The organism is Dermacoccus sp. SAI-028 (assembly GCF_004346775.1).
In the GTDB taxonomy this organism is placed as follows: Bacteria; Actinomycetota; Actinomycetes; order Actinomycetales; family Dermatophilaceae; genus Dermacoccus; species Dermacoccus nishinomiyaensis.
In genome coordinates this window covers 2218881-2244797 of record NZ_SMFS01000001.1, presented here as the reverse complement: position 1 = coordinate 2244797, position 25917 = coordinate 2218881, and the positions used below count along the sequence as shown (strand labels likewise).

Annotated in this window: 23 protein-coding genes; 21 read left to right on the top strand and 2 right to left on the bottom strand. The window is 67.7% G+C overall.

Annotation, left to right across the window (positions count from 1 at the left end; translation table 11 throughout):
* Positions 1 to 3 precede the first annotated feature (3 nt).
* The 6 genes from EDC82_RS10220 (at position 4) to EDC82_RS15165 (ending at position 7185) form a co-directional block, all read left to right on the top strand.
* Positions 4 to 540 carry a 2'-5' RNA ligase family protein gene (locus EDC82_RS10220; RefSeq protein ID WP_062258003.1) on the top strand — a complete coding sequence of 179 codons (537 nt, stop codon included), beginning with the start codon at positions 4 to 6 and terminating at the stop codon, positions 538 to 540.
* A 124-nt stretch (positions 541 to 664) separates the two neighbouring features.
* Positions 665 to 1378, top strand: coding sequence for a succinate dehydrogenase cytochrome b subunit (locus EDC82_RS10215; RefSeq protein WP_313956497.1), 714 nt, complete (start codon positions 665 to 667; stop codon positions 1376 to 1378).
* 169 nt (positions 1379 to 1547) lie between these two features.
* Positions 1548 to 3482 carry a fumarate reductase/succinate dehydrogenase flavoprotein subunit gene (locus EDC82_RS10210; protein ID WP_235006293.1) on the top strand — a complete coding sequence of 645 codons (1935 nt, stop codon included), beginning with the start codon at positions 1548 to 1550 and terminating at the stop codon, positions 3480 to 3482.
* The gene (locus EDC82_RS10205; protein WP_038569034.1) at positions 3479 to 4219 is read left to right on the top strand and encodes a succinate dehydrogenase/fumarate reductase iron-sulfur subunit; all 741 of its coding nucleotides are present in this window, start codon (positions 3479 to 3481) and stop codon (positions 4217 to 4219) included. The genes EDC82_RS10210 and EDC82_RS10205 overlap by 4 nt, the downstream gene beginning before the upstream one ends.
* A gap of 475 nt (positions 4220 to 4694) precedes the next feature.
* Positions 4695 to 6551 (top strand): glycosyltransferase, encoded by a 1857-nt coding sequence (locus tag EDC82_RS10200; RefSeq protein ID WP_160126223.1) that lies wholly within the window; start codon positions 4695 to 4697, stop codon positions 6549 to 6551.
* A gap of 259 nt (positions 6552 to 6810) precedes the next feature.
* Entirely contained in the window at positions 6811 to 7185 is a 375-nt protein-coding gene (locus tag EDC82_RS15165) for a CatB-related O-acetyltransferase (RefSeq protein ID WP_286697315.1), read from the top strand.
* Positions 7186 to 7222: 37 nt separating this feature from the next.
* Here EDC82_RS15165 and EDC82_RS10190 read toward each other — a convergent pair whose 3' ends face one another.
* The gene (locus EDC82_RS10190) at positions 7223 to 8365 is read right to left on the bottom strand and encodes a glycosyltransferase family 1 protein (RefSeq protein WP_074046563.1); all 1143 of its coding nucleotides are present in this window, start codon (positions 8363 to 8365) and stop codon (positions 7223 to 7225) included.
* 141 nt (positions 8366 to 8506) lie between these two features.
* Between EDC82_RS10190 and EDC82_RS10185 the strand changes: the two genes are divergently transcribed.
* From EDC82_RS10185 to EDC82_RS10115, 15 genes are all read left to right on the top strand, one after another.
* On the top strand, positions 8507 to 9613 hold the full coding sequence (locus EDC82_RS10185) for a mannose-1-phosphate guanylyltransferase (RefSeq protein ID WP_131941369.1): 1107 nt from the start codon (positions 8507 to 8509) through the stop codon (positions 9611 to 9613).
* Positions 9614 to 9797: 184 nt separating this feature from the next.
* Positions 9798 to 11009, top strand: coding sequence for a hypothetical protein (locus EDC82_RS10180; protein WP_131941366.1), 1212 nt, complete (start codon positions 9798 to 9800; stop codon positions 11007 to 11009).
* A gap of 28 nt (positions 11010 to 11037) precedes the next feature.
* Positions 11038 to 12150, top strand: coding sequence for a quinone-dependent dihydroorotate dehydrogenase (locus EDC82_RS10175; protein ID WP_131941364.1), 1113 nt, complete (start codon positions 11038 to 11040; stop codon positions 12148 to 12150).
* 100 nt (positions 12151 to 12250) lie between these two features.
* Complete coding sequence (locus tag EDC82_RS10170) at positions 12251 to 13849, top strand: methylmalonyl-CoA mutase (protein WP_131941362.1); 1599 nt, start codon at positions 12251 to 12253, stop codon at positions 13847 to 13849.
* A 121-nt stretch (positions 13850 to 13970) separates the two neighbouring features.
* Positions 13971 to 14525 (top strand): ribonuclease domain-containing protein, encoded by a 555-nt coding sequence (locus EDC82_RS10165; protein ID WP_235006193.1) that lies wholly within the window; start codon positions 13971 to 13973, stop codon positions 14523 to 14525.
* The gene (locus EDC82_RS10160) at positions 14522 to 14938 is read left to right on the top strand and encodes a barstar family protein (RefSeq protein ID WP_115297269.1); all 417 of its coding nucleotides are present in this window, start codon (positions 14522 to 14524) and stop codon (positions 14936 to 14938) included. Before EDC82_RS10165 ends, EDC82_RS10160 begins: the two co-directional genes overlap by 4 nt.
* Before the next feature lie 285 nt (positions 14939 to 15223).
* Complete coding sequence (locus tag EDC82_RS10155; RefSeq protein ID WP_038569024.1) at positions 15224 to 16267, top strand: BMP family protein; 1044 nt, start codon at positions 15224 to 15226, stop codon at positions 16265 to 16267.
* A 67-nt stretch (positions 16268 to 16334) separates the two neighbouring features.
* Positions 16335 to 18005, top strand: a complete 1671-nt coding sequence (locus tag EDC82_RS10150) for an ABC transporter ATP-binding protein (RefSeq protein WP_051806040.1) — start codon at positions 16335 to 16337, stop codon at positions 18003 to 18005.
* Positions 18002 to 19096 (top strand): ABC transporter permease, encoded by a 1095-nt coding sequence (locus EDC82_RS10145; RefSeq protein WP_038569022.1) that lies wholly within the window; start codon positions 18002 to 18004, stop codon positions 19094 to 19096. The genes EDC82_RS10150 and EDC82_RS10145 overlap by 4 nt, the downstream gene beginning before the upstream one ends.
* Positions 19093 to 20337 carry an ABC transporter permease gene (locus EDC82_RS10140; protein WP_131941360.1) on the top strand — a complete coding sequence of 415 codons (1245 nt, stop codon included), beginning with the start codon at positions 19093 to 19095 and terminating at the stop codon, positions 20335 to 20337. Before EDC82_RS10145 ends, EDC82_RS10140 begins: the two co-directional genes overlap by 4 nt.
* Positions 20334 to 20942, top strand: coding sequence for a cytidine deaminase (locus EDC82_RS10135; RefSeq protein WP_370448826.1), 609 nt, complete (start codon positions 20334 to 20336; stop codon positions 20940 to 20942). Before EDC82_RS10140 ends, EDC82_RS10135 begins: the two co-directional genes overlap by 4 nt.
* Positions 20939 to 22258, top strand: coding sequence for a thymidine phosphorylase (locus tag EDC82_RS10130; RefSeq protein ID WP_131941358.1), 1320 nt, complete (start codon positions 20939 to 20941; stop codon positions 22256 to 22258). Before EDC82_RS10135 ends, EDC82_RS10130 begins: the two co-directional genes overlap by 4 nt.
* 209 nt (positions 22259 to 22467) lie before the next feature.
* Positions 22468 to 22887, top strand: coding sequence for a hypothetical protein (locus EDC82_RS10125; RefSeq protein WP_186318480.1), 420 nt, complete (start codon positions 22468 to 22470; stop codon positions 22885 to 22887).
* A gap of 143 nt (positions 22888 to 23030) precedes the next feature.
* Positions 23031 to 23900 carry a DDE-type integrase/transposase/recombinase gene (locus EDC82_RS10120; RefSeq protein ID WP_131941356.1) on the top strand — a complete coding sequence of 290 codons (870 nt, stop codon included), beginning with the start codon at positions 23031 to 23033 and terminating at the stop codon, positions 23898 to 23900.
* A 107-nt stretch (positions 23901 to 24007) separates the two neighbouring features.
* Positions 24008 to 25201: an adenosine deaminase gene (locus EDC82_RS10115; protein WP_235006191.1), complete on the top strand. Its 1194-nt coding sequence runs from the start codon at positions 24008 to 24010 to the stop codon at positions 25199 to 25201.
* An 82-nt stretch (positions 25202 to 25283) separates the two neighbouring features.
* Here EDC82_RS10115 and EDC82_RS10110 read toward each other — a convergent pair whose 3' ends face one another.
* Positions 25284 to 25904, bottom strand: a complete 621-nt coding sequence (locus tag EDC82_RS10110; protein ID WP_038571323.1) for a uridine kinase — start codon at positions 25902 to 25904, stop codon at positions 25284 to 25286.
* Positions 25905 to 25917 lie beyond the last annotated feature (13 nt).

The window sequence follows — 25917 nt, the reverse complement described above, 5'->3', positions numbered from 1 at the left end:
ATCGTGCGCACCGTCGGCGTCAGCATCGCCGTCCCCGAGCCGTACTTCTCGCAGCTGCGCGAGATGCGTCGCGCCGCGGGCGACCCCCAGGCTGACGCGGTGCCGCCGCACGTCACGCTCATGCCGCCGACGGAGGTGGCGGACGGGCTGATCCCCGCGTTCACCACTCACCTGCACGACGTGGCGCGCGACTTCGCGCCCTTCGACATGATCCTGCGCGGCACCGGCACGTTCCGGCCCACCTCTCCGGTCGTCTTCGTCCAGCTCGCGCAGGGCGTCGACTCGTGTGAGCAGCTGGAATCGGCGGTGCGCAGCGGACCCATCGGCCGCGACCTCGAGTTCCGCTACCACCCTCACGTGACGATCGCCCACCACGTCGACGACGGCGCCTTGACGCATGCCTTCGAGGTGAACAAGCACTACGAGGCGGCGTTCACGGTGAGCGAGTTCCACCTCTACTTCCAGGAGGATGACGGCGTGTGGTCGCCCGTCGAGTCGTTCACGCTGCAGGGCCGCGGCTCGGGCGCCGGAGTGTCCTGAACGCGCCTCGAGCGTGAGGCATCTCGCAGCCGGTGGTTAGGTCCTCCTAAGGTCTGTGTGATATGTCACGATTTGCGCACGTTGGGAACACCCGGCCTCCGAGGCGTCGCCCGGACGGCGTAAAGTGCCCTGCGTGGCAACGAATACTCTCCCCGCGAAGCGGACTGGCAAGGCTGGGAGCACCCTCTTCCTGAAGACGCTGATGGCGGGCTCAGGACTCTTCTTTGTGCTCTTCGTTCTTGGGCATATGTACGGAAACCTCAAGCTCCTGTGGGGCGAAGAGACGTTCAACACGTACGCCCATCACCTGCGCACGATCGGCGAGCCCATGCTCCCGCATCGTGGGCTTCTCGACATCATCGAGGTTCTCCTCGTCCTCGCGCTGATCGCGCACGTCTACTCGGCGGTCAAGCTCTGGCAGCGCGCAGGCACGGCGCGCACGCAGCGCTATGCCGTGAAGAAGACGCAGCTCGGCTTCGGTGGGCACGCCGACAAGGCGATGCGTTGGGGCGGGCTGTTCCTGCTCCTGTTCGTCATCTTCCACCTCATCCAGTTCACCCTGCCCAAGGTGAACTTCAACGGTGACGACACGAACAACCCGTACTGGCTCGTCCACGACAGCTTCCGCCTGTGGTGGGTCGCCCTCATCTACATCGCGGCGATGATCGCCCTCGGCATGCACCTCATGCACGGCATCTGGAGCGCGGCGCAGACCCTCGGGTGGACCGGTTCGCCGGCGGCACGCAAGAAGGCCAAGCTCGTGGCGCACCTGACGGCCGCCGTCATCGCCGTCGGCTTCCTCATCCCGCCGCTCGCCGTCCTCTTCCACCTCATCTGACAGGAGACAAGACACCATGAGTACTCCCATGGGTGAAACGGCGCAGAGCGGCTCCGGCGACACGCCGACCGCGACCCAGGAGAAGGGCGGGCGCAACGACGCCCACGCCTTCTTCACCGAGGGCGCGCCGATCAAGGACACCAAGGCTCCCGACGTCGACATCGCGCAGATGTGGACGCAGCACAAGTTCGACGACAAGCTCGTCAACCCCTCGAACCGTCGCAAGCTCGAGGTCATCATCGTCGGCACCGGTCTCGCCGGCGCCTCGGCCGCCGCGACGATGGGTGAGGCCGGGTACAACGTCAAGACGTTCTTCTACCAGGACTCGGCCCGTCGCGCGCACTCGATCGCCGCGCAGGGCGGTATCAACGCCGCGAAGAACTACAACGACGACGGTGACTCCACGTACCGCCTCTTCTACGACACGGTCAAGGGCGGCGACTACCGCAGCCGCGAGACCAACGTCTACCGCCTCGCCGAGGTCAGCACGAACATCATCGACCAGTGCGTCGCCCAGGGTGTTCCGTTCGCGCGTGAGTACGGCGGCTACCTCGACAACCGTTCGTTCGGTGGTGTGCAGGTCGCGCGTACGTTCTACGCCGCGGGTCAGACGGGCCAGCAGCTGCTCATCGGCGCCTACCAGGCCATGGAGCGCCAGGTCGCGAAGGGCACCGTCAAGGAGTACAAGCGCCACGAGATGCTCGAGGTGATCATCAAGGACGGTCGTGCGCGCGGCATCATCACGCGTGACATGGTCACCGGCGCGATCGACACTCACCTCGCCGACGTCGTCGTCCTCGCGACGGGTGGCTACGGCAACGTGTTCTTCCTGTCGACGAACGCGATGGGCTGCAACGTCACCGCGACGTGGCGTGCGCACAAGAAGGGTGCCTACTTCGGCAACCCGTGCTACACGCAGATCCACCCGACCTGCATCCCCGTCTCCGGGGACCACCAGTCGAAGCTGACGCTGATGTCGGAGTCGCTGCGCAACGACGGCCGCATCTGGGTGCCGAAGAACGCAGCCGACTGCGACAAGGACCCGCGCGACATCCCCGAGGAGGCGCGCGACTACTACCTCGAGCGCATCTACCCGGCGTTCGGAAACCTCGTGCCGCGTGACATCGCGTCGCGTCAGGCGAAGAACATGTGTGACGAGGGCCGCGGCGTCGGCCCGCTCGTCGACGAGGTCGACGAGCACGGCAACAAGCGCCAGATGCGTCGCGGTGTCTACCTCGACTTCACCGCCGCCATGGAGCGCATGGGTGAGGCGGCCGTCAAGGAGAAGTACGGCAACCTGTTCGACATGTACGCCCGCATCACCGGTGAGGACCCGTACAAGACGCCGATGCGCATCTATCCGGCCGTGCACTACACGATGGGTGGCCTCTGGGTCGACTACGACCTCGAGACCTCGATCACGGGCCTGTACTGCACGGGTGAGGCGAACTTCTCCGACCACGGTGCCAACCGTCTCGGCGCCAGCTCGCTGATGCAGTGCCTCGCGGACGGCTATTTCGTCCTGCCGAACACGATTCGCAACTACCTCGCCGAGGGGCCGTTCGAGAAGGTCGACGAGAACGACCCGGCCGTCGTCGAGGCGCGCCGCTCGGTCGAGGAGCGCATCGAGAAGTTCTTGTCCATCAACGGAACTCGCACCGTCGACAGCTTCCACAAGGAGCTGGGACGCATCATGTGGGAGTACTGCGGCATGGAGCGTTCGGAGGCCGGCCTCACGAAGGCGATCGGTCTCATCCGCGAGCTCAAGAAGGAGTTCTGGAGCAACGTCCGGGTGCTCGGCGCGGCCGACACTCTCAACCAGTCGCTCGAGAAGGCCGGTCGTGTGGCCGACTTCATCGAGCTGGGCGAGCTCATGTGCATCGACGCGCTGCACCGCCGCGAATCCTGTGGTGGTCACTTCCGCGCGGAGAGCCAGACCGAGGACGGTGAGGCGCTGCGTCACGACGACGAGTTCGCGTACGTCGCTGCCTGGGAGTACGGCGAGGACGGGCTCGCGTCCGAGGATGCCGCCAACACGCCGGTCCTGCACAAGGAGGACCTCGTCTACAAGTTCATCGAACTGAAGCAGCGGAGTTACAAGTGAATCTCACACTCAAGATCTGGCGTCAGGACAACGCGGCCGCCGCTGGGCGTTTCGAGACCTACCCGGTCAAGGACATCAGTGAGGACATGTCGTTCCTCGAGATGCTCGACGTGCTCAACGAGCAGCTCCAGGCTGACGGTATCGAGCCGATCGCGTTCGACTCCGACTGCCGCGAGGGCATCTGTGGCATGTGCGGGCTCATGATCTCGGGCATGGCACATGGCCCCGAGGTCACGACGACGTGCCAGTTGCACATGCGCTCGTTCACGGACGGGGACGAGATCACCGTCGAGCCGTGGCGCGCCGACGCGTTCCCGGTCGTGCGTGACCTCGTCGTCGACCGCAGCGCGTTCGACCGCATCATCCAGTCCGGCGGTTACATCTCCGTCAACACGGGTGCTGCACCGGAGGCTCACAGCCAGCTCGTGCCGAAGCCTCAGGCAGACCGCGCGTTCGAGACGGCGAAGTGCATCGGCTGCGGCGCGTGCGTGGCCGCGTGCCCGAACGCCTCCGGCATGCTCTTCCTGGGCGCGAAGATCACGCACCTCGGTGAGCTGCCGCAGGGCCAGCCGGAGCGCGACGCCCGCGTCGTGTCCATGGTCAACACGCATGACCACGAAGGTTTCGGCGGTTGCACCAACATCGGTGAATGCGCCGCGGCCTGCCCGAAGGAGATCCCGCTCGACGTCATCAGCCAGCTGAACGCCGACTTCCGGACAGCCAGGTCGCGTCACTGACGATCGCCATCTAGATGCCCGAGGAGGGCCCCACTTCGTGCTGGGCGCGGAGCGGGGCCCTCCTGCGTGAAACGAGTGCCTCAGCCTGAGGAATCTGCCGCAATCGCCTGAGGCGTCCACGGGATTCGTGCACCAGTCCATGTGCGCCTGGGGGCATCATGGGCATCGGCTGAGTCAACGTGACGATCATGCCCGGCGAGATCGAGCTCGTCCCTCCTCAATCTGGACCAGAACCACAATCGACCCCACGCCAATCCCCGGCGCCCGCCTCCCGGCGTCGATCGGCTTACTGCAGCCCGTCGGCGGACCCGTATTGCGTGAGGCAATCTCCGATTTCTCCAGCCCCTCGGGGAAGGTGCAGACTTTCGTGGGGCTGGCTTCCCGGCGGCTGGCGAGCGTCATGGGACACACGCCGACCGAGCCGAGCTTCACCCGTTGCCGAACGGCCCGTGAGCTGCACGGTTATGCTCTGCGGGTGACGTCTTCTCCAGCGGCGCGACCCTCCATCAGTGTTCTCACCATCACTTACAACGGAGCCCGCTACCTGCCCACGCTGATGGCCTCCCTCGCGCGACAGGATGCCGATTTCCCTTGGGAGTACGTGGTGGTGGACAACGGTTCGACTGATGGCACCTGGGACGTCGTGAGCGAGCTGGCGCGAACCCTCCCTGCGCCGGTGCGCATGATCGACGGTGGTGCGAAGCCAGGCAACATTCCGTACGTGCGCAACCTTGCGGCTGCATCGGCGCGAGCTGACCACCTCGTGTACTGCGATCAGGACGACATCGTCGAACCGGGCTGGTTGGCGGCGGCGGAGGACGGCTTGCGTCAGCACGAAGCTCTCATGGGCCTCATCCACGACATGACGCCTGTTGATGCTCCCCCCCGCGTCATGAATCCGAGCGTGTACACGGACATGCCCATCGTCGAGTCCTGCAACTTCGCTGTGCGCCGCGCGACGCTCGAGGCTGCAGGCGGATTCGACGAAGATCTAGCAGGGTACGGAATGGATGACTCCGAACTCGCGCTGCGTCTCAGAAAAAAAGGTCATGCAATTGTCGGGTGGCCGTCGATGAGAATTCAAGCCAGACAGACTGTCGGCACGATGAACCGTATACGCAAGGTGTTCAGTTCGGCCCGGACTGAGATGGTCGTCTGGCAGAAGCACGCGGACGTCTACGGTGATCGCAGGAACCGACGCTATCTTTGCAAAGAGACGCGCACGAATCTTCGTACCGGGTGGTTAGCTGTTCGCGGTGGTAGTGGTGTCTCCAAGGACCGGGGTGCTCGGGCGGTCGTCACTTCGGCAGGTCACTTGTATGAGCGCGTTCGGCCCCGAGCGGCTCGCTCGTCCGTCGTCGAGCCTCCCTGCCAGCCCAAAACCAGCGAAAGTTTCGACCACATCGTCATCACGCAATTCTCTGCGGTGTTCGCCCCTGACGCCGAACCCGCATCACAGGAGTGGTGCTGGTACCGGTTGGCGATCTTCCGCAAGCTCCTGTGCCCCAGCATGCGCAGCCAAAGCGGGGCCGCGCCCTTCACGTGGCTCGTGTATTTCGATGAGCGGTGTTCATCGGGGTTCCGTGCCGCCGTGGATGAACTTGCCGCTGGGCTCTTCGTTCCCATCTGGACACATGACGTCTACTGGGACCGCGTCGTGCGCGATGTGGAGAAGCTGAGTACTCGTGAATACCTCATCACGACGCGGGTGGATAGTGACGACGCACTCTCTCGCGGCTTCATCCGAAGCGTGCAGGAAGAGTTTGCCCGCCAGGACCTGCTGTTCGTCACCTTCCCGCGCGGTTTACAACTCGATGACAAGGGCCGGGTGTACTCCTACGACGAACCGTCGGGCCCATTCATGAGCCTCATCGAACGGCGCGGGTCCGAACCGCCGCGCGTCGTGCTCAGCCACGCACACTTCAATCATGGCCTGGTGCGCCGGCATGGCCCGATACGGGAAGTCATCACCGGTGGCCGCCCGATGTGGCTCCAATACATCCACGGGACGAACGTTGCAAATGCCGTCCGGGGGGTAAGGGTGCCAGCCGCGACGCTGTCTCGTTGGTTCGACGTGGAGATGCATGCGAGACCGGACGCCTCATGGCTCATCTTCGCAACGGATCTCGTACGGTCGCACGCGGCGCGCGTGCGGTTCTGGGGCGGGACGCCGTACAACGCTGTGGAGTACGTCGACGCGTTGTTCGATCGTATCCGCGGGACCCATGTCAAGAAGCCTGCGGGGGCGTCCGTCCACGGTCCGCCGTTGCTGAGCGCGCTCGTCAGAAGCCGTAAAGGCGTGAGCATGCTTGTACGACGAGGGGGTAGCTGAAGATGGTCTCGTCCATCAGGCGTCTTGCTCTGCAGACAGGTCCCGGAACCAAACTGCGCCAGCGTTATCGCAGTCTGCGTGCTGTGCAGGTCTTGGGGAATACCGCCCGGGAGCATCCTGAGTACGCGATAGGGCCCATGCCTACGGCAAGATTCGGGTTTTCCATGACGCGGAGCAGCACACGCTCACGATCGGCGACTAATGTTCGCTGGGAGAAGGTTCTGTCTATTGGGTAGGTGGTGGTCACCGCCCGGACTGGGTGATCACATACCCGTTCAACACCCTTGACGCGAGATTCTCAGGAATCCATGGCCATCCGTTGAGCCGTGGGAACGTCGAGGTCGGCAGTGATGTCTGGGTGGGTTTCGAGGCGTTGATCATGTCGGGTGTGACCATCGGCCACGGTGCGGTCGTTGGTGCTCGATCCGTCGTGACGAGGGACATCGAGCCCTATACCATCGTGGCTGGTTCGCGAGCGCGGGTGGTACGTAAGCGCTTCGACGATCGGACGTTAGCGCGTCTACGCGACATCGCTTGGTGGGAGTGGGATGAGGCGGAGGTGTTCGCCGCAGCACCTTTCCTGCAGAATGCTGACATATCGGCCCGTATCGAAGGTGTCGATTCGGGCTCGTAGGGTCCTTCTTCTGCAAGACGGCTGTCTGGTTCGGCTGTTACGCCGCGCGGGAGACCGAGCGGGCCCGGGACCCGGCGATGACGCTCGCGTAGTAGTCGAGCAGACGCTGCGTCATGCCGTTCCAGGAGCGGCCGGCCATCTTGCGCGCGCCCGAGGCGCCCATGCGCTCGCGCATCGCCTCGTCGCTCACGAGCGTCCCGATGCTCTGCCGCAGCGAGCCGGACGCGTCCGGGTTGAACAGCAGACCGGTGACGCCCGGCTTGACGATGTCGAGCGGGCCCCCGGCTGCGGGCGCGACGACGGGCAACCGCGACGCCATCGCCTCTTGCAGCGTCTGTCCGAAGGTCTCCTTCGTGCCCGTGTGGCAGAAGATGTCGAAGCTCGCGTAGCTGTGGGCGAGTGTCGCGCCCTCCTGACGGCCGAGGAAGTGCGCGCGCGGCAGCAGTGCGGCGATCTCATCCCGAGAAGGGCCCTCACCGACCAGCGCGATGCTGATGCCCGGCAGGTCGGCGATCTCGGCGAGGCGGTGCAATTCCTTCTCCGGCGCGAGACGCCCGACGTACCCGACGATCACCTCGCCGTTCGGCGCGAGGCGTGAGCGCAGCTGCGCGACCTGCGGCGAGCGGCGCAGCTCGGGCGAGTAGGTGGCCGTGTCGACGCCGCGCCCCCACAGCGCAACACGCGGCACGCCGTGCGCGGCGAGCTCGGTGATCGCCGCGCTGCTCGGAGCGAGCGTCAGGTCGGCGAGGGAATGCAGGTGACGCACCCAGGTCCACGACGCGCGATGTGCAAGGGGGCCGACGGGCCCACCGTGCTGTGCGACGTAACTGGGCATGTCGGTCTGGTAGATGGCAACCGTGGGGATACCGAGGTTGCGCGCCGCAGCCAACCCTCGCGCGCCGAGGCCGAAGGGTGAGGCGGCATGAACGACGTCCGGAGCGAAATCGCGCAGGATCTGTTCGAGTCTCCGGGTCGGCAGCCCGACACGGAACGCGCGAAGAGTGACGGTCGGCACCGTCGTCACACGAAAGCCGAGGTAATGTGTCGGGGCGGGGGAGGGGCAGATGACGAGAACGTCGTGCCCTCCGGCAGCCGCGAGACAGTCGAGCACCCGGCACACGCTCGTGGTGACGCCGTTGAGCGTCGGCAGGAACGATTCGGTGACGATCGCAATTCGCACGTGCTCAGCACACCCCGCGACGGTGACGCGTGCGCACCCGCGCGATGGCGCCACGCTGAGCGTCAGGTGAACAGCGCGTGGCCCCACGCGAATGCACGCCTCGACCCGCCACGCCCGCCCGGGTGAACTACGGTAAGGGTCATGTCAGACGTGCAGTCGAGCCCGATCGAGGGCTTCTGGGGTGTGATTCCCGCGGGTGGATCGGGAACACGGTTGTGGCCGCTGTCGCGCGCGAACTCGCCGAAGTTCCTGCACGATCTCACCGGGTCGGGGCGCTCGCTGCTGCAGGGGACGGTCGACCGGCTGCAGCCGCTGTGCGGCTCCAACCTCCTCATCGTCACGGGCGCCTCGCACGCCGAGGCCGTGCGTGAGCAGCTGCCCGAGCTCGGCCCGAACGACCTGCTCGTCGAACCCAGCCCGCGCGAGTCGATGCCCGCCATCGGCCTCGCCGCGGCCATGCTCGAACGGCGTGACCCGGACGCCGTGCTCGGCTCGTTCGCCGCCGACCAGGTCGTCGGGGACACGTCCGTGTTCGAGGACACCGTGCGTCAGGCCGTCGAGGTGGCCCGGCAGGGCTACCTCGTCACCGTCGCCATCCGTCCGACATACCCGTCGACCGGCTTCGGGTATATCCGCGCCGGCAGCAACCTCGGCATCGCGGGCGCCCCCGACGCGACCATCGTCAAGGCCTTCGTCGAGAAACCGGACGGCCCGACGGCCCAGGCGTACGTCGCCACCGGCGAATACGCGTGGAACGCCGGCATGTTCGTGGTTCGCGCCGCGACCCTCATGGAGATGATCGAGCACTACCAGCCGCGCCTCGCCGAGTACCTGCGCATCATCGCCGACAACCCGTTCCGCCTGTCGGAGCTGTGGCCGCGCCTGACGAAGATCGCCATCGACAACGCGATCGCCGAGCCCGCCGCCGTCGACGGCCGCGTCGCGACGGTGCCCGGCTCCTTCACGTGGGACGACGTCGGCGACTTCGCCTCACTCGCGTCGCTGCTCGTGGAGTCCGCGGACGCACCCGGCGTCAAGGTGCTCGGCGAGAGCGAACTCGTCGTCATGCAGGACGCGACAGGCGTCGTCGCGCCGCGCTCCGGCCGCACCGTCGTCGCCATGGGCATCGAGGACGTCGTCGTCGTCGACACCGTCGACGCGGTACTCGTCACGACGCGCGAACGAGCGCAGGACGTCAAGAAGATCGTCGAACAACTCAAGCTGAGTGGCCGCGAAGACCTCACCTGAGGTTGACCAAGCTGGAGCACTGAGCTGGGCCAGTCATGTGGTCACCACACCTCATCGAAGCTGGCAGATACCTAGCGGGGGTTATCGAATGGGAATGCGTGTAGCAGTCATGACTTGGAGGGCAAGGGCTGACGCGTTGTTGGGACGCGAATTCACGATCGGAGCTCGGGCCGCAACTGTGCTCGTGAGTGCATCGTTCGTCTTCTTGTGCCTCCCTCGGATCTCGGGATGGACCCTGTCCCATGTCCACAAGGAAGACGGAGTCATATTCCTGCATGACTGGGTGGAGCATGGATGGGGTTCTGTATTCGAGCTGTACACGGGCTACCTTCACGTCGTACCGCGGCTGACCACGGCTTTTGCGGCTTCGTTGCCACCTGAGGCGTTCGCTCCGGTGATTGGTGTTTTGGCCGCGGGGTGGCGCATCTGGCTCGCCACGGTCAGCTACTGGGCGTTCAGATCACTGGACTGGTCACCGAAGAGCAGCGCTGTCGCCGCCTCGATGTTCGTCCTTGTACCGGCAGGGCAGCACGAAGTGCTCGGCAACCTGACCAACGAGCGGTGGTTCTGTGACGCGGGCCTCGTGGTCATCGCGCTCTCACGTCTGACCGGATTGCGCGCAGCATTGGCGAGTGTGACAGGGCTGCTGTGCGCGCTGTCGGATCCGCTGGCCATTGCGTTGATCCCGGTTCTGGCCATGGGCGTGTGGCTGAATCGGGGGCGGGGTTGGCTGGCGCCTCTGACGGCGATCACAGGTGCCCTCATTCACGCGGCAATGCTTGACTCGGGGGCGCGACAAGCTGGTGTATCTGCTTGGCTCCATCTGCCAGGAGAACTCTTGGGTCAGTTCGTGGTGAGAGGGCTTGAGATCCCGCAGTTCGGCGTCACCGGTACGATGGTGGCAAACAAGCTGGCCCCCTGGCCGGTCGTGGCGCTTGGCGTGCTTCTGCCTATTGCCATCCTGCTGAAGTGCCGCGACCGTCGGCTCCTTCTGATGCTTGCCACAGCCTGGTATCTTTTGGCTTGTTCGATCGTCTTCGCGTCACCTCAAGATCTCACCGTCTCAAACTGGTTCGCGGCGGGTCAACCGTCACGGTATTCACTGGTGCCGTCAATTCTTCTCGCCATGGTGGCGGTCGGAGTGGGGAGGCTGCTGTGGGGTCGAGGTCAAAAGACGCTGCCCATCCTCGTGGCGTGCGCGTTCCTCGTTGGCATGATCCTTGATTTTCGCGGGGATCCGCAGAACGCCGAGGGTCCGACATGGGCAAACACCGTTGAGCGAGCACAGACACAGTGTCGTGCTACGCCCCTCGTCGTCACGCCGGTAGAGTTCAACCCGACAAGGCATCCGCAGAAGTGGGAGGCGCCTATCCGCTGCGCGTGGTTGATGCGGTGAGGCTGGTTCCATCGGCGACAATGACGGCATGAACCTCGATCTCGACGCCCTCCGCCGCGCCGCGCTCACCCACGGGTACGAGAAGGCGCTGAGGCCCGCTCTCTTCCGCATCGGCGGGGGAGACGCCGAAGCAGCGCACCACGCGACGATCAAGGCAATGGCGCAACTCGGTGCGCTGCCGGGCAACGGCCTGGCCGTCGACGCCCTCGGCGCCGCGCTCGGTGCGCCGTCGGACCCCGTCACCCTGGCCGGCATCGACTTCCCCGGCCGTGTCGGCCTCGCCGCGGGCGTCGACAAGGACGGCGTCGCCGTCACGTCCTGGCAGGCACTCGGCTTCGGCCATGTCGAGGTCGGCACCGTGACGGCGCACGCGCAGCCCGGCAACCCGACACCGCGCCTGTTCCGCCTCAAGGCGAGCGAGGGCATCATCAACCGGATGGGCTTCAACAACGCCGGCTCCGAAGCGCTCGCCGCCACCCTGCGCGCCGCACGCGCCACGGGGACCGTCAAGATTCCCATCGGTGTGAGCCTCGGCAAGACGAAGACCACACCCGTCGAAGACGCCGTGGGCGACTACCTCACGTCGCTCGGACGCCTGTCGGGCCTCGCCGACTACTTCGCCGTCAACGTCTCGAGCCCCAACACCCCCGGACTGCGCTCGCTGCAGGACAAGGCGCCGCTGCTCGAACTGCTGCAGGCGATCACGACACGCGAGGCGCACCTCGCCGCGCAGCGCGGCACACGCGCGACGCCGGTGTTCGTCAAGATCGCCCCCGATCTCACCGAGGACGCCCTCGAGGACGTGCTCGACGTCGCACACGGCGCTGGAGTCGCCGGCCTCATCGCGACGAACACGACCCTGACGCGCGACGGCGTGGCCCCCTCCGAGCAGCGCCTCGCACACGAGGCCGGCGGCCTGTCCGGCGCGCCCCTGACCCGCCGGGCCCGCGCCGTCGTCGGGTTCCTCGCCGCACGCACCCAACTACCGATCATCGGGGTCGGGGGCGTCATGAACGCCGACGACGGGCTCGCGCTCGTCGACGCCGGAGCCGACCTGGTGCAGGTGTACTCCGGGTTCATCTACCGCGGGCCCGCCCTCGTGCGCGACCTCAACGAAGCACTGCGGATCCGCCGGCGCTGAGCGGGGCGGCCCGCGTCGACGGGCACGCCGCATGGGCCATAGACCGCGGCGGGGACGCCCCACCCCCACGGGCGGACGTGACGCGCGTTACAGTGCCCTCATGAGTGGCGTAGACGATCGCAAGCAGACGACCGAATCGGGTCTCGGCCTCAAACCGGTGTACTCGGCCAACGATCTCGCCGGGTTCGACCCCACGACTCGCCTGGGCGAGCCGGGCTCCTACCCCTTCACGCGCGGCGTCTACCCGTCGATGTACACGGGGCGCCCCTGGACGATGCGTCAGTACGCCGGTTTCGGCACGGCGCGGGAGAGCAACCAGCGTTACCACGAGCTCGTCGCCAACGGCACGGGCGGCTTGTCGGTCGCGTTCGACCTGCCGACGCAGATGGGCTACGACTCCGACGCGGCTCTCGCGCACGGTGAGGTCGGCAAGGTCGGCGTCGCCATCGACTCCCTCGACGACATGCTCGTCCTGTTCGACGGGCTGCCGCTCGACGAGGTCTCGACGTCGATGACGATCAACGCGCCCGCCTCGAGCCTGCTGCTCATGTACCAGCTCGCTGCCGAGCGCCAGGGCATCCCGGGTTCGAAGCTGACGGGCACGATCCAGAACGACGTCCTCAAGGAGTACATCGCCCGCGGCACGTACATCTACCCGCCCGCCGAGTCGCTGCGCCTCATCTCGAACATCTTCGAGTACTGCCACACCGAGATACCCCGCTGGAACACGATCTCCATCTCCGGCTACCACATGGCCGAGGCCGGGGCGACGCCCGCGCAGGAGATCGCCTTCACCCTCGCCAACGCCAAGGAATACGTCCGCGCGGCGCTCGCGGCCGGCCTCGACGTCGACGACTTCGCGCCCCGCCTGTCGTTCTTCTTCGTCGCCCGCACGACGCTGCTCGAAGAGGTCGCCAAGTTCCGTGCGGCGCGCCGCCTCTGGGCGCGCATCATGCGTGAGGAGTTCGGTGCGAAGAACCCCAAGTCGCAGATGCTGCGCTTCCACACCCAGACCGCTGGCGTGCAGCTGACGGCGCAGCAGCCCGAGGTCAACCTCGTGCGCGTCGCGCTGCAGGGCCTCGGCGCCGTCCTCGGCGGCACGCAGAGCCTGCACACCAACAGCTACGACGAAGCCATCGCGCTGCCGACGGCCAAGGCCGCTCGCCTCGCGCTGCGCACCCAGCAGATCCTCGCGTTCGAGACCGACGTGACGAAGACCGTCGACCCGTTCGCCGGCTCCTACGTCGTCGAGTCCATGACGGACGACCTCGAGGAAGAGGCGATGACGCTCATCCAGGCCGTCGAGGACAAGGGCGGGGCGGTGCGCGCCATCGAAGAGGGCTTCCAGAAGAACGAGATCGAGAAGAGCGCCTACGACGTCGCGCTGCAGATCGACTCGGGGGAGCGGGTCGTCGTCGCCGTCAACAAGTACACCCTCGACGAGGAGGAGCCGTACGAGCCGCTGCGCGTCGACCCGGCGATCGAGGCCGAGCAGTGCGAGCGTCTCGCCACGCTGCGGGCAATCCGCGATCAGGGTGCCGTCGACGCGGCGCTGGAGAAGCTGCAGACCGCGGCCTCCGGCGCCGACAACGTCCTGTGGCCGATGCGTGAGGCCCACGCCGTCGGCGCCACCGGCGGCGAGGTGAGCGACGCCCTGCGCGCGGTGTGGGGCAAGTACACGCCGCGCGACGCGTTCTGAGGCATCGCTCGGGCCGGCCGAGGTGAACGAGCGGCGTCGGTGCGCGGCCGCGCGACAATGAGCACGCTCGAGAAATCGTCGATACCTCCGGCCCGGGCTCGGGCCCCCGAACGAGAAGGACGTGGTGGCCCTGAGCTCCCGCAAGTCACCCCTGGCCGGCATGGGGATCGGCCAGAAGATCGCGACGATCGCGCTCGCCGTCCTCGCCGTCATCGCGCTACTCGCTGTCCTCACCGGGCGCGGGGGAGGAGGCGGCTCGAGCAGCTCTCCGTCGTCGAAGTTCTCGCCCGCGACCTACTCGGACGGCCCGTCGTCGTCCGGTGAGAAGTCGGGCGGGGCGAAGTCGGGCGGGGCGGGCCGGGCACCGTCGAGTGCCCCCACATCGGGTGACGGCGATGCCGCCGACGTGGTGCCCGTCGCGCAGCTGCCCGCGCAGGCGCGGGCGACGCTGAAGCTCATCGACGCAGGGGGACCGTTCCCGTACTCGCGTGACGGCATCGTCTTCGCCAACCGTGAGGGCCGCCTGCCCAAGCATCCGCGCGGCTGGTACCACGAGTACACCGTCGAGACGCCGGGGGAATCCGACCGCGGCGCTCGCAGGTTGATCCAAGGCAAGGACGGCACCATCTATTACACGGGCGACCACTACGAGAGCTTCCGGAGGGTGCAGAGATGACGGCTGCGACGGTGCGTGGGCTGATCGAGGCGGGCCAGGGCGGCTGGGTGCCGCGGGGGCTGACAGGCCCGACGTCCGACGAGTTGCGCTCGCTGTGCAAGGACGCGGGGTGGGGCTTCGTCGAGGTGCGCCTCGCCGGGGTGGCGGACAAGCCCGACCTCATGCGCACTCTCGCGCGCCAGCTCGAGCTGCCCGCTTATTTCGGCGGAAACTGGGACGCCCTCGAGGAATGCCTCGGCGACGTCGTCGCGCGCGAGGACGGCATGGTCCTGCGGCTCAAGGGCCTCGGCGCGCTACCCGCGGGCCTGAGCGACCCGCTCGTCGACATCGTCGACGACCTCGTCGAAGATCATGACGGCGCGGGCCGCACGAGCCCGCTCGTCGTCGTCGCCGACCCGCCGTTGCCGCGCTGAGCGGCGCGGCGGGCCCCGGTGAGAACCCACCGCCGGAGGCGGAGCGTGTGCTGTATCTCATCGAGTCGCGGCGGCGCCCAATAACGGTTCGGTCACCTCGGATCGTTGTCGCTTCAACCCGGTGCGCGACCCCGGTAGGCTGAACCGGTCCGGTGGCGTGACGTGCGCCACCTCTGCCAAGACGAAGCCTGTCGTGAGCACGCATCGCGTGCCTGGACGTCGCTCGCCCGCCCCGGGTGCTGACGCACGATGCGGCCTTCGTTCCGATAGACCCAAGGAGTCCCCGTGAAGCGGGTTGTTTCCATCGCTGCCGCCGTCGCCATGACGGCCGGTCTCGCCGCCTGTGGTTCGAACGACAAGTCCTCCGGTTCGTCCTCCGGGGGCACCGACCAGTTCAAGGCCGCCATCGCCTTCGACGTGGGTGGCCGTGGTGACCACTCCTTCAACGACGCCTCCTACCAGGGCCTCGAGGACGCGAAGAAGAAGATCTCGAACCTGTCGATCACGACGGCCGAGGCCTCCGAGTCGGACAACGACCAGGCGCGTGTCAACCGCCTCACGCAGCTCGCCTCCTCGGGCAACAAGGCGATCGTCGCCGTCGGCTTCGTCTACGCGAACGCCGTCGGCCAGGTCGCCAAGAAGTTCCCGAACGTCAAGTTCGCGATCATCGACGACGCGACGCCCGCGTCGGCCGGCTCGAACGTCGAGCAGATCACCTTCAAGGAGAACGAGTCCTCCTACCTCGCCGGTGCCGCGGCCGCCAAGACGAGCAAGACGGGCCACATCGGCTTCGTCGGCGCGCTCAAGGTGCCGCTCATCCAGAAGTTCGAGGCCGGCTACATCGCGGGCGCGAAGAAGGTCAACCCGAACATCAAGGTCGACTCGAAGTACCTCGCCTCCGACGGCAAGGGCTTCAACGACACCCCCGGCGGCAAGGCCGCTGCCGACGCCATGTTCCAGTCCGGCGCCGACATCGTCTTCGCCGCGGCCGGCAAGTCGGGCGACGGCGTCATCTCCTCGGCGCACTCCAAGGGCAAGTGGGCCATCGGCGTCGACTCCGACCAGGCCCTGACGGCTGACAAGTCCGTCGCCGGCTCCGTCCTGACGTCCGCGACGAAGCGCTGCGCGGGCACGGTCGAGGACTTCGTCAACTCGGTCAAGGACGACTCGTTCAAGGGCGGCAACAAGGTCTACGGCCTCAAGGAGGACGGCGTCTCGCTCTCCACGACGGGCAACCACCTGTCCGCCGACACGCTCAAGACCGTCGATGACCTGAAGAAGCAGGTCGTCGACGGCAAGATCACGGTTCCCACGACTCCGTCCAACTGAGTCGCCACCCGGTGAAGGTCCGGCAAGCGGGTGTTCTGCTTGCCGGGCCTTCACGGTTCGAGCAGGAGTGTGCGTCATCGACACCACCGATCCCACGACGACGTCGGCCGCGGCGCCCGACGTCAGCGCGCCCCCGCAGGGGCCCCTCGCCGTCGACCTGCAAGGCATCACGAAGCGATTCCCCGGCGTCGTCGCGAACTCCGACCTGTACCTGCAGGTCGAGCGCGGCACGATCCACGCCATCGTGGGGGAGAACGGTGCCGGCAAGTCGACGCTCATGAAGATCCTCTACGGCGTGCAGAAGCCCGACGAGGGCACGATCCGCATCAACGGCGACGAGGTCTCGTTCTCGTCGCCGAAGGACGCGATCAAGGCCGGCGTCGGCATGGTGTTCCAGCACTTCATGCTCGCGGACAACCTCACCGTCCTCGAAAACGTCGTCCTCGGCGCCGAGAAGCTGCACGGTATCGGGGCGAAGGCGCGCGCGGAGATCACGCGCATCTCGCAGGCCTACGGGCTCGGCGTCCACCCCGACGTGCTCGTCGCCGACCTCGGCGTCGGCGCCCGTCAGCGCGTCGAGATCCTCAAGGTGCTCTACCGCGGGGCGAAGATCCTCATCCTCGACGAGCCGACGGCCGTGCTCGTGCCGCAGGAGGTCGACGAACTGTTCGCGAACCTCGCCGAGATGAAGGCCGAAGGCCTCACGGTGCTGTTCATCTCGCACAAGCTCGACGAGGTGCGCGGCGTCGCCGACGACATCACCGTCATCCGCCGCGGCACGACGATCGACCGCGTCAAGAGCGCGTCGGTGACGAGCAAGCAGCTCGCCGAACTCATGGTCGGCTCGCAGCTGCCCACCCCCGAGACGCAGGAATCGACCGTCACCGACCGCGTCGTCATGCGCCTCGACGGGCTGACGCTCGCCGACCGCGCCGGCGGCCCGGCGCTGCTGTCGAACATCGACCTCGTCATCCGCGCCGGCGAGGTCGTCGGCATCGCCGGTGTCGAGGGCAACGGCCAGGCCGAACTCGTCGAGACGATCCTCGGCATGCGCCGCGCCGACAGCGGCCACGTCGTCATCGGCGACGACGACGTCACGACCTGGCCGACGAAGCAGATCCGCGACAGCGGCGTCGGCTACATCCCCGAGGACCGTCACCGTCACGCGCTGCTGCTCGGTTCGCCGCTGTGGGAGAACCGCATGCTCGGCCACCAGCGACAGGCCCCCGCGAGCAAGGGCTGGCGCCTCACGCCCGGCGCGGCAAAGGAGGACACGCAGCGCATCGTCAGCGAGTACGACGTGCGCACGCCGAGCATCGACGTGACCGCCGGGTCGCTGTCGGGCGGCAACCAGCAGAAGCTCATCTTCGGGCGCGAGATGTCGCACGCACCGCGCGTCCTCGTCGCCGCGCACCCGACGCGCGGTGTCGACGTCGGCGCGCAGGCCGCGATCTGGGATCACATCAAGGACGCACGCCGCGAAGGTCTTGCCGTGCTGCTCATCTCCGCCGACCTCGACGAACTGATCGGCCTGTCCGACACGATCCGAGTCATCCTGCGAGGGCGGCTGTCGGGCGAGTTCGACCCCCATCACGTGACCGCCGAACAGCTCGGCGCCGCGATGACGGGTGCCGGTTCGGACGCGAGCGACTCGAGCGCACCCATTCCCACGACCTCGAAGACCGAGAACACGACCGGCGCCACCGCCGCCGGCACGAGCGAGGACACCGTCCGATGAACTCCACCCTCCGCCGCGTCGGCGTCGCGCTCGCCGCGCCGCTGCTCGCCATTGCCATCGCCGTGGTGCTGACGTCGATCGTCCTGCTCGCGCTCGGAAACTCCGTCGGGCCGGTGTGGCAGGTGTTCCTGTCCTCGCCGATGCCGGGCGTCACCGAGGCGATCATCAACGACACCGCCGTGCTGTACCTGTCGGGCGTCGCCGTCGCCATCGGCTTCCGGATGAACCTGTTCAACATCGGCGTCGACGGCCAGTACCGCGTCGCCGCGTTCGCCGCCGCGCTCTTCGCGGCGCAGGGCTGGCTCCCGGGCTTCCTCAACGTCATCTTCGCGCTGCTGCTCGCGATGCTCGTCGGCGCGGTCTGGGCCGGGATCATCGCCGTGCTCAAGGTGACGCGCGGCGTGTCCGAGGTCATCAGCTCGATCATGCTCAACTCGATCGCGACGGGTGTTGTCGCGTGGCTGCTCAACAAGGTCGCCGATCGCACGCCCGGATCGAACGCCACGGTGACGAAGAGCATCCCCGACAGCTCGCACGTGCCGGCGCTCGCGAACCTGTCCGGTGGGCCGATCTACGGCCTCGGCATCCTCGCCGTCATCGTCGGCCTGGTCTACTGGTTCGTCATCAACCGCACGCGCTTCGGCTTCGACCTGCGCGCGACGGGCACGTCGGAATCCGCGGCCGTCGCGAGCGGTGTCAACGTCAAGCGCATGACGATCTCCGCGATGCTGATGTCGGGCGCCGTCGCCGGTCTCGTCGGCATGCCGCAGCTGTTCGGCCAGGACTACAACTACGGCTCCAACAGCCAGAGCGGTCTCGGCTTCGCGGGCATCGCCGTCGCACTCATCGGACGCAACAACCCGATCGGCATCGCGTTCGGTGCGCTGCTGTGGGCCTACCTCAACGGCCAGTCCGACGCGCTGCAGATCAACGCCGGCGTCAACGCCTCCCTCGTCAACATCATCCAGGGCGTCATGGTGCTCGCCGTCGTCATCGCGTACGAACTCGTGCGCCGCTGGGACAAGAGCATCGAACAGCGCCACGTCGCCGCGGAACTGGCCGCCGGAAACACCGCAGGAGCGAGCGCATGAGCACCGTCGCAACCCGACCCGCGGCAGGGATCACCCACCGTCTCGGTCGCAAGGCCCTGCTGCCGCTCGGCCTGCTCGGCATCCTCGTCGCGCTGTCCGTACTGCGTGTCGCGACGGGCGTCAACGACATCGACTCGGCCAACGCGATCTCCGCGGCCGTCGTCGCCGCCGTCCCGCTGGCGCTGGCGGGCCTCGGTGGTCTGTGGTCAGAGCGCGCGGGCGTCGTCAACATCGGGCTCGAGGGCATGATGATCATGGGCTCCTGGTCGGCGGCATACGCGGCCTACCACTGGGGCGCGTGGGCGGGCGTCATCGCAGCGATCGCCGGCGGCATGCTGTTCGGCGTGCTGCACGCCATCGCGACGGTGTTCTTCGGCGTCGACCAGATCGTCTCCGGTGTCGCGATCAACCTGCTCGGCGCGGGCCTGACGAAGTTCCTCGCCGAACGCTTCTTCTCGAGCCTGCCCGGCGGCGGTGCGACGCAGAGCCCCAGCCTGCCGGACATCGGCACGTTCACCGTGCCCGGTTCGTCAGCGCTGTCGGATCTCGAGGGCAAGCACTGGTTCCTCGTCTCCGACCTCGCCGGCATCCTCGGCGGCCTGTTGACGAACGTGTCGTGGCTGACGCTCATCACCGTCCTGCTCATCGCGGCGACAGCGTACGTGCTGTGGCGCACGCCGTTCGGTCTGCGTCTGCGCAGCTGCGGTGAGGCGCCGCAGGCCGCCGAGACGCTCGGCGTCAACGTCTACCTCTACAAGACGATCGCGGTGCTCGTCTCCGGCGCCCTCGCCGGCCTCGGCGGCGGCTTCCTCGCGATGGTCGCCTCCGACGGCTTCCAGCAGGGCCAGACCGGCGGGCGCGGGTACATCGGTCTCGCCGCGATGATCTTCGGCAACTGGATGCCGCTCGGCACCGCCGTCGGCGCGCTGCTGTTCGGCTACACGCAGGCGCTGCAGCTGCGCGGCGGCGACCAGGTGCATGCGCTGCTGCTGCTCGTCGGCGCGGGCGTCATCGTCGGCGCGATCTGGATGGCGGTGCGTCGTCGCGTGCTGCCGGCGGTGATCCTGGCGGTGACGGCGGTGCTCGTGCTGAGCTGGTACTTCGGTTCGAACACGATCGACCCGAACCTCACGAGCACGGCGCCATACGTCGTGACCCTGCTCGTCATGGCGTTCGCCAGCCAGCACCTTCGCATGCCGGCGGCCGACGGTGACGTCTACCGCAAGGGTGAAGCCGGGTGAGCGAGCACTCACGCGTGACGGCCTCGGCTGCGCAGACACCCGACTGGGCGCACCTGCGCTCCGAGGCCATCGCCGCGTCGCGGCGCGCCTACGTGCCCTACAGCCGGTTCCCGGTCGGCGTCGCCGCGCTCACGACCTCGGGTCGCGTGCTCACCGGCTGCAACGTCGAGAACGCCGCCTATGGCGTCGCGCTGTGCGCCGAGTGCGGGCTCGTGTCGTCACTGTTGAACACGTCTGACCGAGACGGTCTCGGCGGGGGTGTGAACGCTGATGTGGCTGACAACGCGATGGCCGGCGCAGACTGTTCCGACGCCGGCCTGTCTGACGGCGGGGCGGGCCCGGTCGTCGATGCGACTGCGGCGCGCGAGCGGCTCGTCGCGCTGTCGTGCGTCGACGGCAACGGCACCCCGATCACGCCGTGTGGACGCTGCCGTCAGTTGCTGGCCGAGCACGCCGTGGCGCCGTCCGTCGATTCACCTGGCCTGCTCATCGACATGGACGGGCGCGACCCGCTGCCGTTCGTCGAGCTCCTTCCGCACGCGTTCGGTGTCACCAACCTCGACGCCGTCGCCACCTCCGCCACCCAGCTGAAAGGCCAATCATGACCTCCGCTGCCTCCACCCACGAGGCGTTCGACGCCGTCGACCTCATCCGCACGAAGCGCGACCGCGGCACGTTGAGCCGCGACGAGATCGACTGGATCATCGACGCCTACACACGCGGCGCCGTCGCGGACGAGCAGATGTCGGCGATGGCGATGGCGATCCTGCTCAACGGCATGACGCGGGACGAGATCGCACGCTGGACCGCAGCGATGATCGCGAGCGGTGAGCGGATGGACTTCTCGTCCCTGCGCGTGCCCACGGCCGACAAGCACTCGACCGGGGGAGTGGGCGACAAGATCACGCTGCCGCTCGCGCCGCTCGTCGCGGTGTTCGACGTCGCCGTGCCGCAGCTGTCGGGCCGCGGGCTCGGTCACACCGGCGGCACGCTCGACAAGATGGAGGCCATCGCCGGGTGGCGTGCAGGGCTGACGAACGCCGAGATGATGCGTCAGCTCGACGAGGTCGGCGCCGTCATCTGCGCCGCCGGTGACGGGCTGGCACCCGCCGACAAGAAGCTGTACGCGCTGCGTGACGTGACGGGCACCGTCGAGGCCATCCCGCTCATCGCCAGCTCGATCATGAGCAAGAAGATCGCCGAGGGCACCGGCGCGCTCGTGCTCGACGTCAAGGTCGGCTCGGGTGCGTTCATGAAGACGCAGGACGACGCCCGCGAACTGGCGCGCACGATGGTCGACCTCGGCAACGACGCCGGCGTCAACACGGTCGCGCTACTGACCGACATGTCGACGCCGCTCGGGCTGACAGCCGGCAACGCTCTCGAGGTGCGCGAATCGGTCGAGGTGCTCGCCGGAGGCGGCCCGAAGGACGTCGTCGACCTCACGGTGGCACTCGCCGTCGAGATGCTCGCCGGCGCCGGTCGGCCCCAGGACGAAGCGGCCGTACGCGCAGCGCTGAGCGACGGGCGTGCGATGGACGCGTGGCGCCGCATGGTCGCCGCGCAGGGCGGCGACCCCGACGCCGAACTGCCCGTGGCGAAGGAGTCGCACGTCATCACCGCGCCGAGCGACGGCGTGCTGACGCGCCTCGACGCACTCGCCGTCGGCGTCTCGGCGTGGCGACTCGGCGCGGGCCGTGCGCGCAAGGAGGACCCGGTGCAGGCCGGCGCGGGCATCGAACTGCACGCCAAGCCCGGCGAGACCGTCAGCGCCGGCACGCCGCTCATGACGCTGCACACCGACACGCCGGAGCGTTTCGAGCGCGCCGTGGCCGCCCTCGACCGCAGCTACGACATCAGCGCCGACGCCGACGCAGGCTCATCCACGCCGCGCGACATCGTCATCGACCGCATCGCCTGACCCTGCCCCACCTGCGATTTTCGTCCACATCCGCGATTCCTGCCCACCCTTGCGAATCTCGTCCCCATCTCCGATTTTCAGTCACTCTTGCGAGAGTGACCGAAAACCGAAGATGGGGACGAGATGTGCGAATGGGGACGGAAATCGCGAAGGTGGACGCCGCCCTAAGTGCCAGCCTGGTCGTGAGTCACTTGTGTTGAGGAGGCGTGGTGTTCACGGTCGAGGAAAAGCGGGATGCGGTAGTGACGTATCTGGGGTTGGCGTTCGGGCAGAAAACGGCGTGGTTGGCGCAGCAGCCGTTCACGGCGAGTCAGTTACGTCGCTGGCGTAGTGAGTATGTCCGTGGTGATCTTGACCGTGGCCTCACGCCGCGTCAGGGTGGCTCGATGGACCATATTCGCTCTGATCAGATGCGCCGGCTGGAAGAACAACTCGCCGCGCAAGAACGCCGCCACGCCACGGAAGTCGCGCGGCTACGGACCGAGGCTGACGGGCTACGTCAGGCGAACGAGTCGCTGGGAAAAGCTATCGGGCTCTTGCAACACTGGCACGCGCACGAGCCCGATACGCCCCCGACGACGCCACCCGAGCGTTCATCGCAGCCGAGAACGACCTCATCCGAGACCTGAGCGCGCTGGCGGGGTTCAGTCAGCGCCGTGCGCTGCAGGTCGCTGGTGTCTCGCGTGGCACGTGGCACGCCCGCCACCACCATGGCCGTGACGTTGCTGCGGTATCGCCTGTGCCGCAGCGTGAGCGGGAGCAGCCAGCGAGGTTGAGCGCGTCGGTGTGCGCGCGGGTCGCGGGTTTCATCAGTGCGGGGCGCACGGGCGGTTTGGGTGTCGCGGGCGCGTTCGCGAAGGCGTGGGACGAGGGCTTCATGGAAGCGAGTCTGCGTTCGTGGTGGCGTATCGCCGCGCGCGTGCGCCGCGAGCAGGCCACAGTCGAGCAGGCTACAGTCGAGCAGTCGGGCGCGGCGGGTGAGCGGGCGGTGGCGCGGGTGAAACCGCAGGTGTTGGCGACTGGCGCGAACCAGGTGTGGGCGTGGGACATCACCGACCTGCCCACCGCGTTTCGGGGTGTGGCGTTCAAGGCGTACGCGATCATCGACATCTTCAGCCGCAAGGTGATCGTCGCGAGTGTGCACCAGCGTGAGAGCACTGCTGATGCGATGGCGTTGTTCATGGCCGCGATCGCGGCGGAGGGTGGGTGCGTGCCGCAGGTCGTGCACGCCGACAACGGCGCGGTGATGCGTTCGAACCTGCTGAACGAGTTCCTCACGGCACATGGCATCGAGGTGTCGCACTCGCGTCCGCGGGTGTCGAACGACAACCCGTACATCGAGTCCGAGTTCCGCACCCTGAAGAATCGGGCGTCGTATCCGGGCGTGTTCGCGTCGCTGGTGGAGGCGAGCACGTACGTCGCGCAGCACGTGCACTGGTACAACCATGCCCACCACCACAGTGGGATCGCGCTGTACACGCCCGCGCAGGTGCACGACGGGTCGTGGAAGATGCTGCACGCTCGCCGCCAAGTCAGCCTCGCCTACTACCAGGCGCGTCACCCCGAACGTTTCCGCGGCCACCGCGCGCCAGTGCCCGCCCCGAAAGCGTGGGCCGGAATCAACCATCCCGGCCCTGAGTGACTCACCACAGGTTGACATCCACCGCCGTTCGCAGAGGTGGACGAAAATCGCGAATGTGGACAAGAATCGCAGATGGGGACGGGGCAGGTGAGCCCTACACTTGGGCCATGACTGACACCTCTGCGACGACACACAGCTTGGACGAAACGGCGGCGCGGGCACTCACACAGGACGTCGTCGCGGCGCTGCCGAAGGTCGTGCTGCACGATCACCTCGACGGTGGGGTTCGTCCGGCGACCGTCCTCGGACTCGCGCGCAAGACCGGCTACGACGCGCTGCCGGCCGACGACGCCGAGACACTCGCGCGCTGGTTCCGTGACAGCGCCGACTCGGGTTCGCTCGTGCGTTACCTCGAGACGTTCGAGCACACCGTCGGCGTCATGCAGACCCGCGACGCCATCGTCCGCGTCGCCGCCGAGTGCGCCGAGGATCACGCGGCGGACGGCGTCGTCTACGCCGAGGTCCGCTTCGCGCCGGAGCTGCACATCGAGAAGGGTCTGGCCCTCACCGAGGTCGTCGACGCTGTGCTCGAAGGCTTCCGACGCGGTGCCGAACGCGCCGCCGAGCAGGGCAGGCCCATCGTCATGCGCGCCCTGCTGACGGCGATGCGCCACGCGGCGAAGAGCGTCGAGATCGCCGAACTCGCTGTCGCCTACCGCGACCAGGGCGTCGCCGGTTTCGACATCGCCGGCGCCGAGGCCGGTTTCCCTCCCACACGCCACCTCGACGCGTTCGAGTACCTGCGCCGCGAGAACGCGCACTTCACGATCCACGCCGGTGAGGCATTCGGGCTGCCGAGCATCTGGGAGGCCATCCAGTACTGCGGCGCCGAACGGCTCGGGCACGGCGTGCGCATCACCGACGACATCACGATCGACGGCGTCGCCTACCCCGAACTCGACGAGCCGGCTCGCGCCGCGCTGCCTGCGCGTGTTCGGGCGGGGGAGGCCGACGTCCGCCTCGGGCGCCTCGCCGCCTTCGTCCGCGATCGGCGCATCGCGCTCGAGGTGTGCCCGCTCTCGAACCTGCAGACGGGTGCGGCGTTGTCGCTGCGCAGCCACCCCATCTCGTTCCTGCTGGCACTCGGTTTCCGCGTCGCGCTCAGCACCGACAACCGCCTCATGAGCGACACGTCGATGACGAAGGAGATGACCGGGCTCGTCAGCGAGGCAGGCTGGGGTCTCGACGACCTCGAGAAGGTCACCGTCAACGCGATGAAGTCGGCGTTCATCCCGTTCGACGAGCGCCTCGCGATCATCATGGACGTCATCAAACCCGGGTTCGCCGCGGCCCGCGCCTGACGTGCCTGACCTGGTCGGTGACCCACGCTGCTGCGTTCGGTGGCCGAGCACGTGCACCCTGAGCGCCGCCCAGGTGCGCCCGTCAGATCGCTGACGACTGCAGCGCCGCAGCGCGGCGCACGGCCTCGGAGAACGTGACGGGTTGGGCGCCGCGCGCCAGGTGCGCTCTGACGAGTTCGGGTTCGTCCCGCCACAGCCGCGCCCCACGCCGCACGAGGACGAGCGGGGGCTTGCGGCGCTCGGCCACGTCGCGGATGAACCGCCGGGCCGCAGTCACCGTCCGGTTGCGACGCAGGCACCACGCCTCGCCGAGCACACCGCGCTCGGCGAGCGGGGCGATGACGTCGGGCGCGAAGATGCCCTCGGCGACGACGAACCGGGCTCCGTCGAGCGTGACGGAGTGCGTGCCCGTCGCACGACTCTGCGAGATCGAGTACTGCGGCACGTCGGTGGCACCGGTGCGGCACAACCGCTCCAGCGACTGCGCAGCGGCCTCGACGTTCCACGTGCCGGCGTTGTCCCAGTCGATCTCGCCCGAGGCGAACCGCGGCAGATCGGGCGCGTCGTGATCGCGGTAGAAGTCGTCGAGATTGACGAACGGCCACCCGTGGCTCGCGCACAACTGGCGAGCCAGCCGCGACTTGCCGCTGCCCGACGGCCCCGACACGACGATGACGCGGGCGAGCGCTCCCCGCGCGCCCACGACAGGCCCGTCT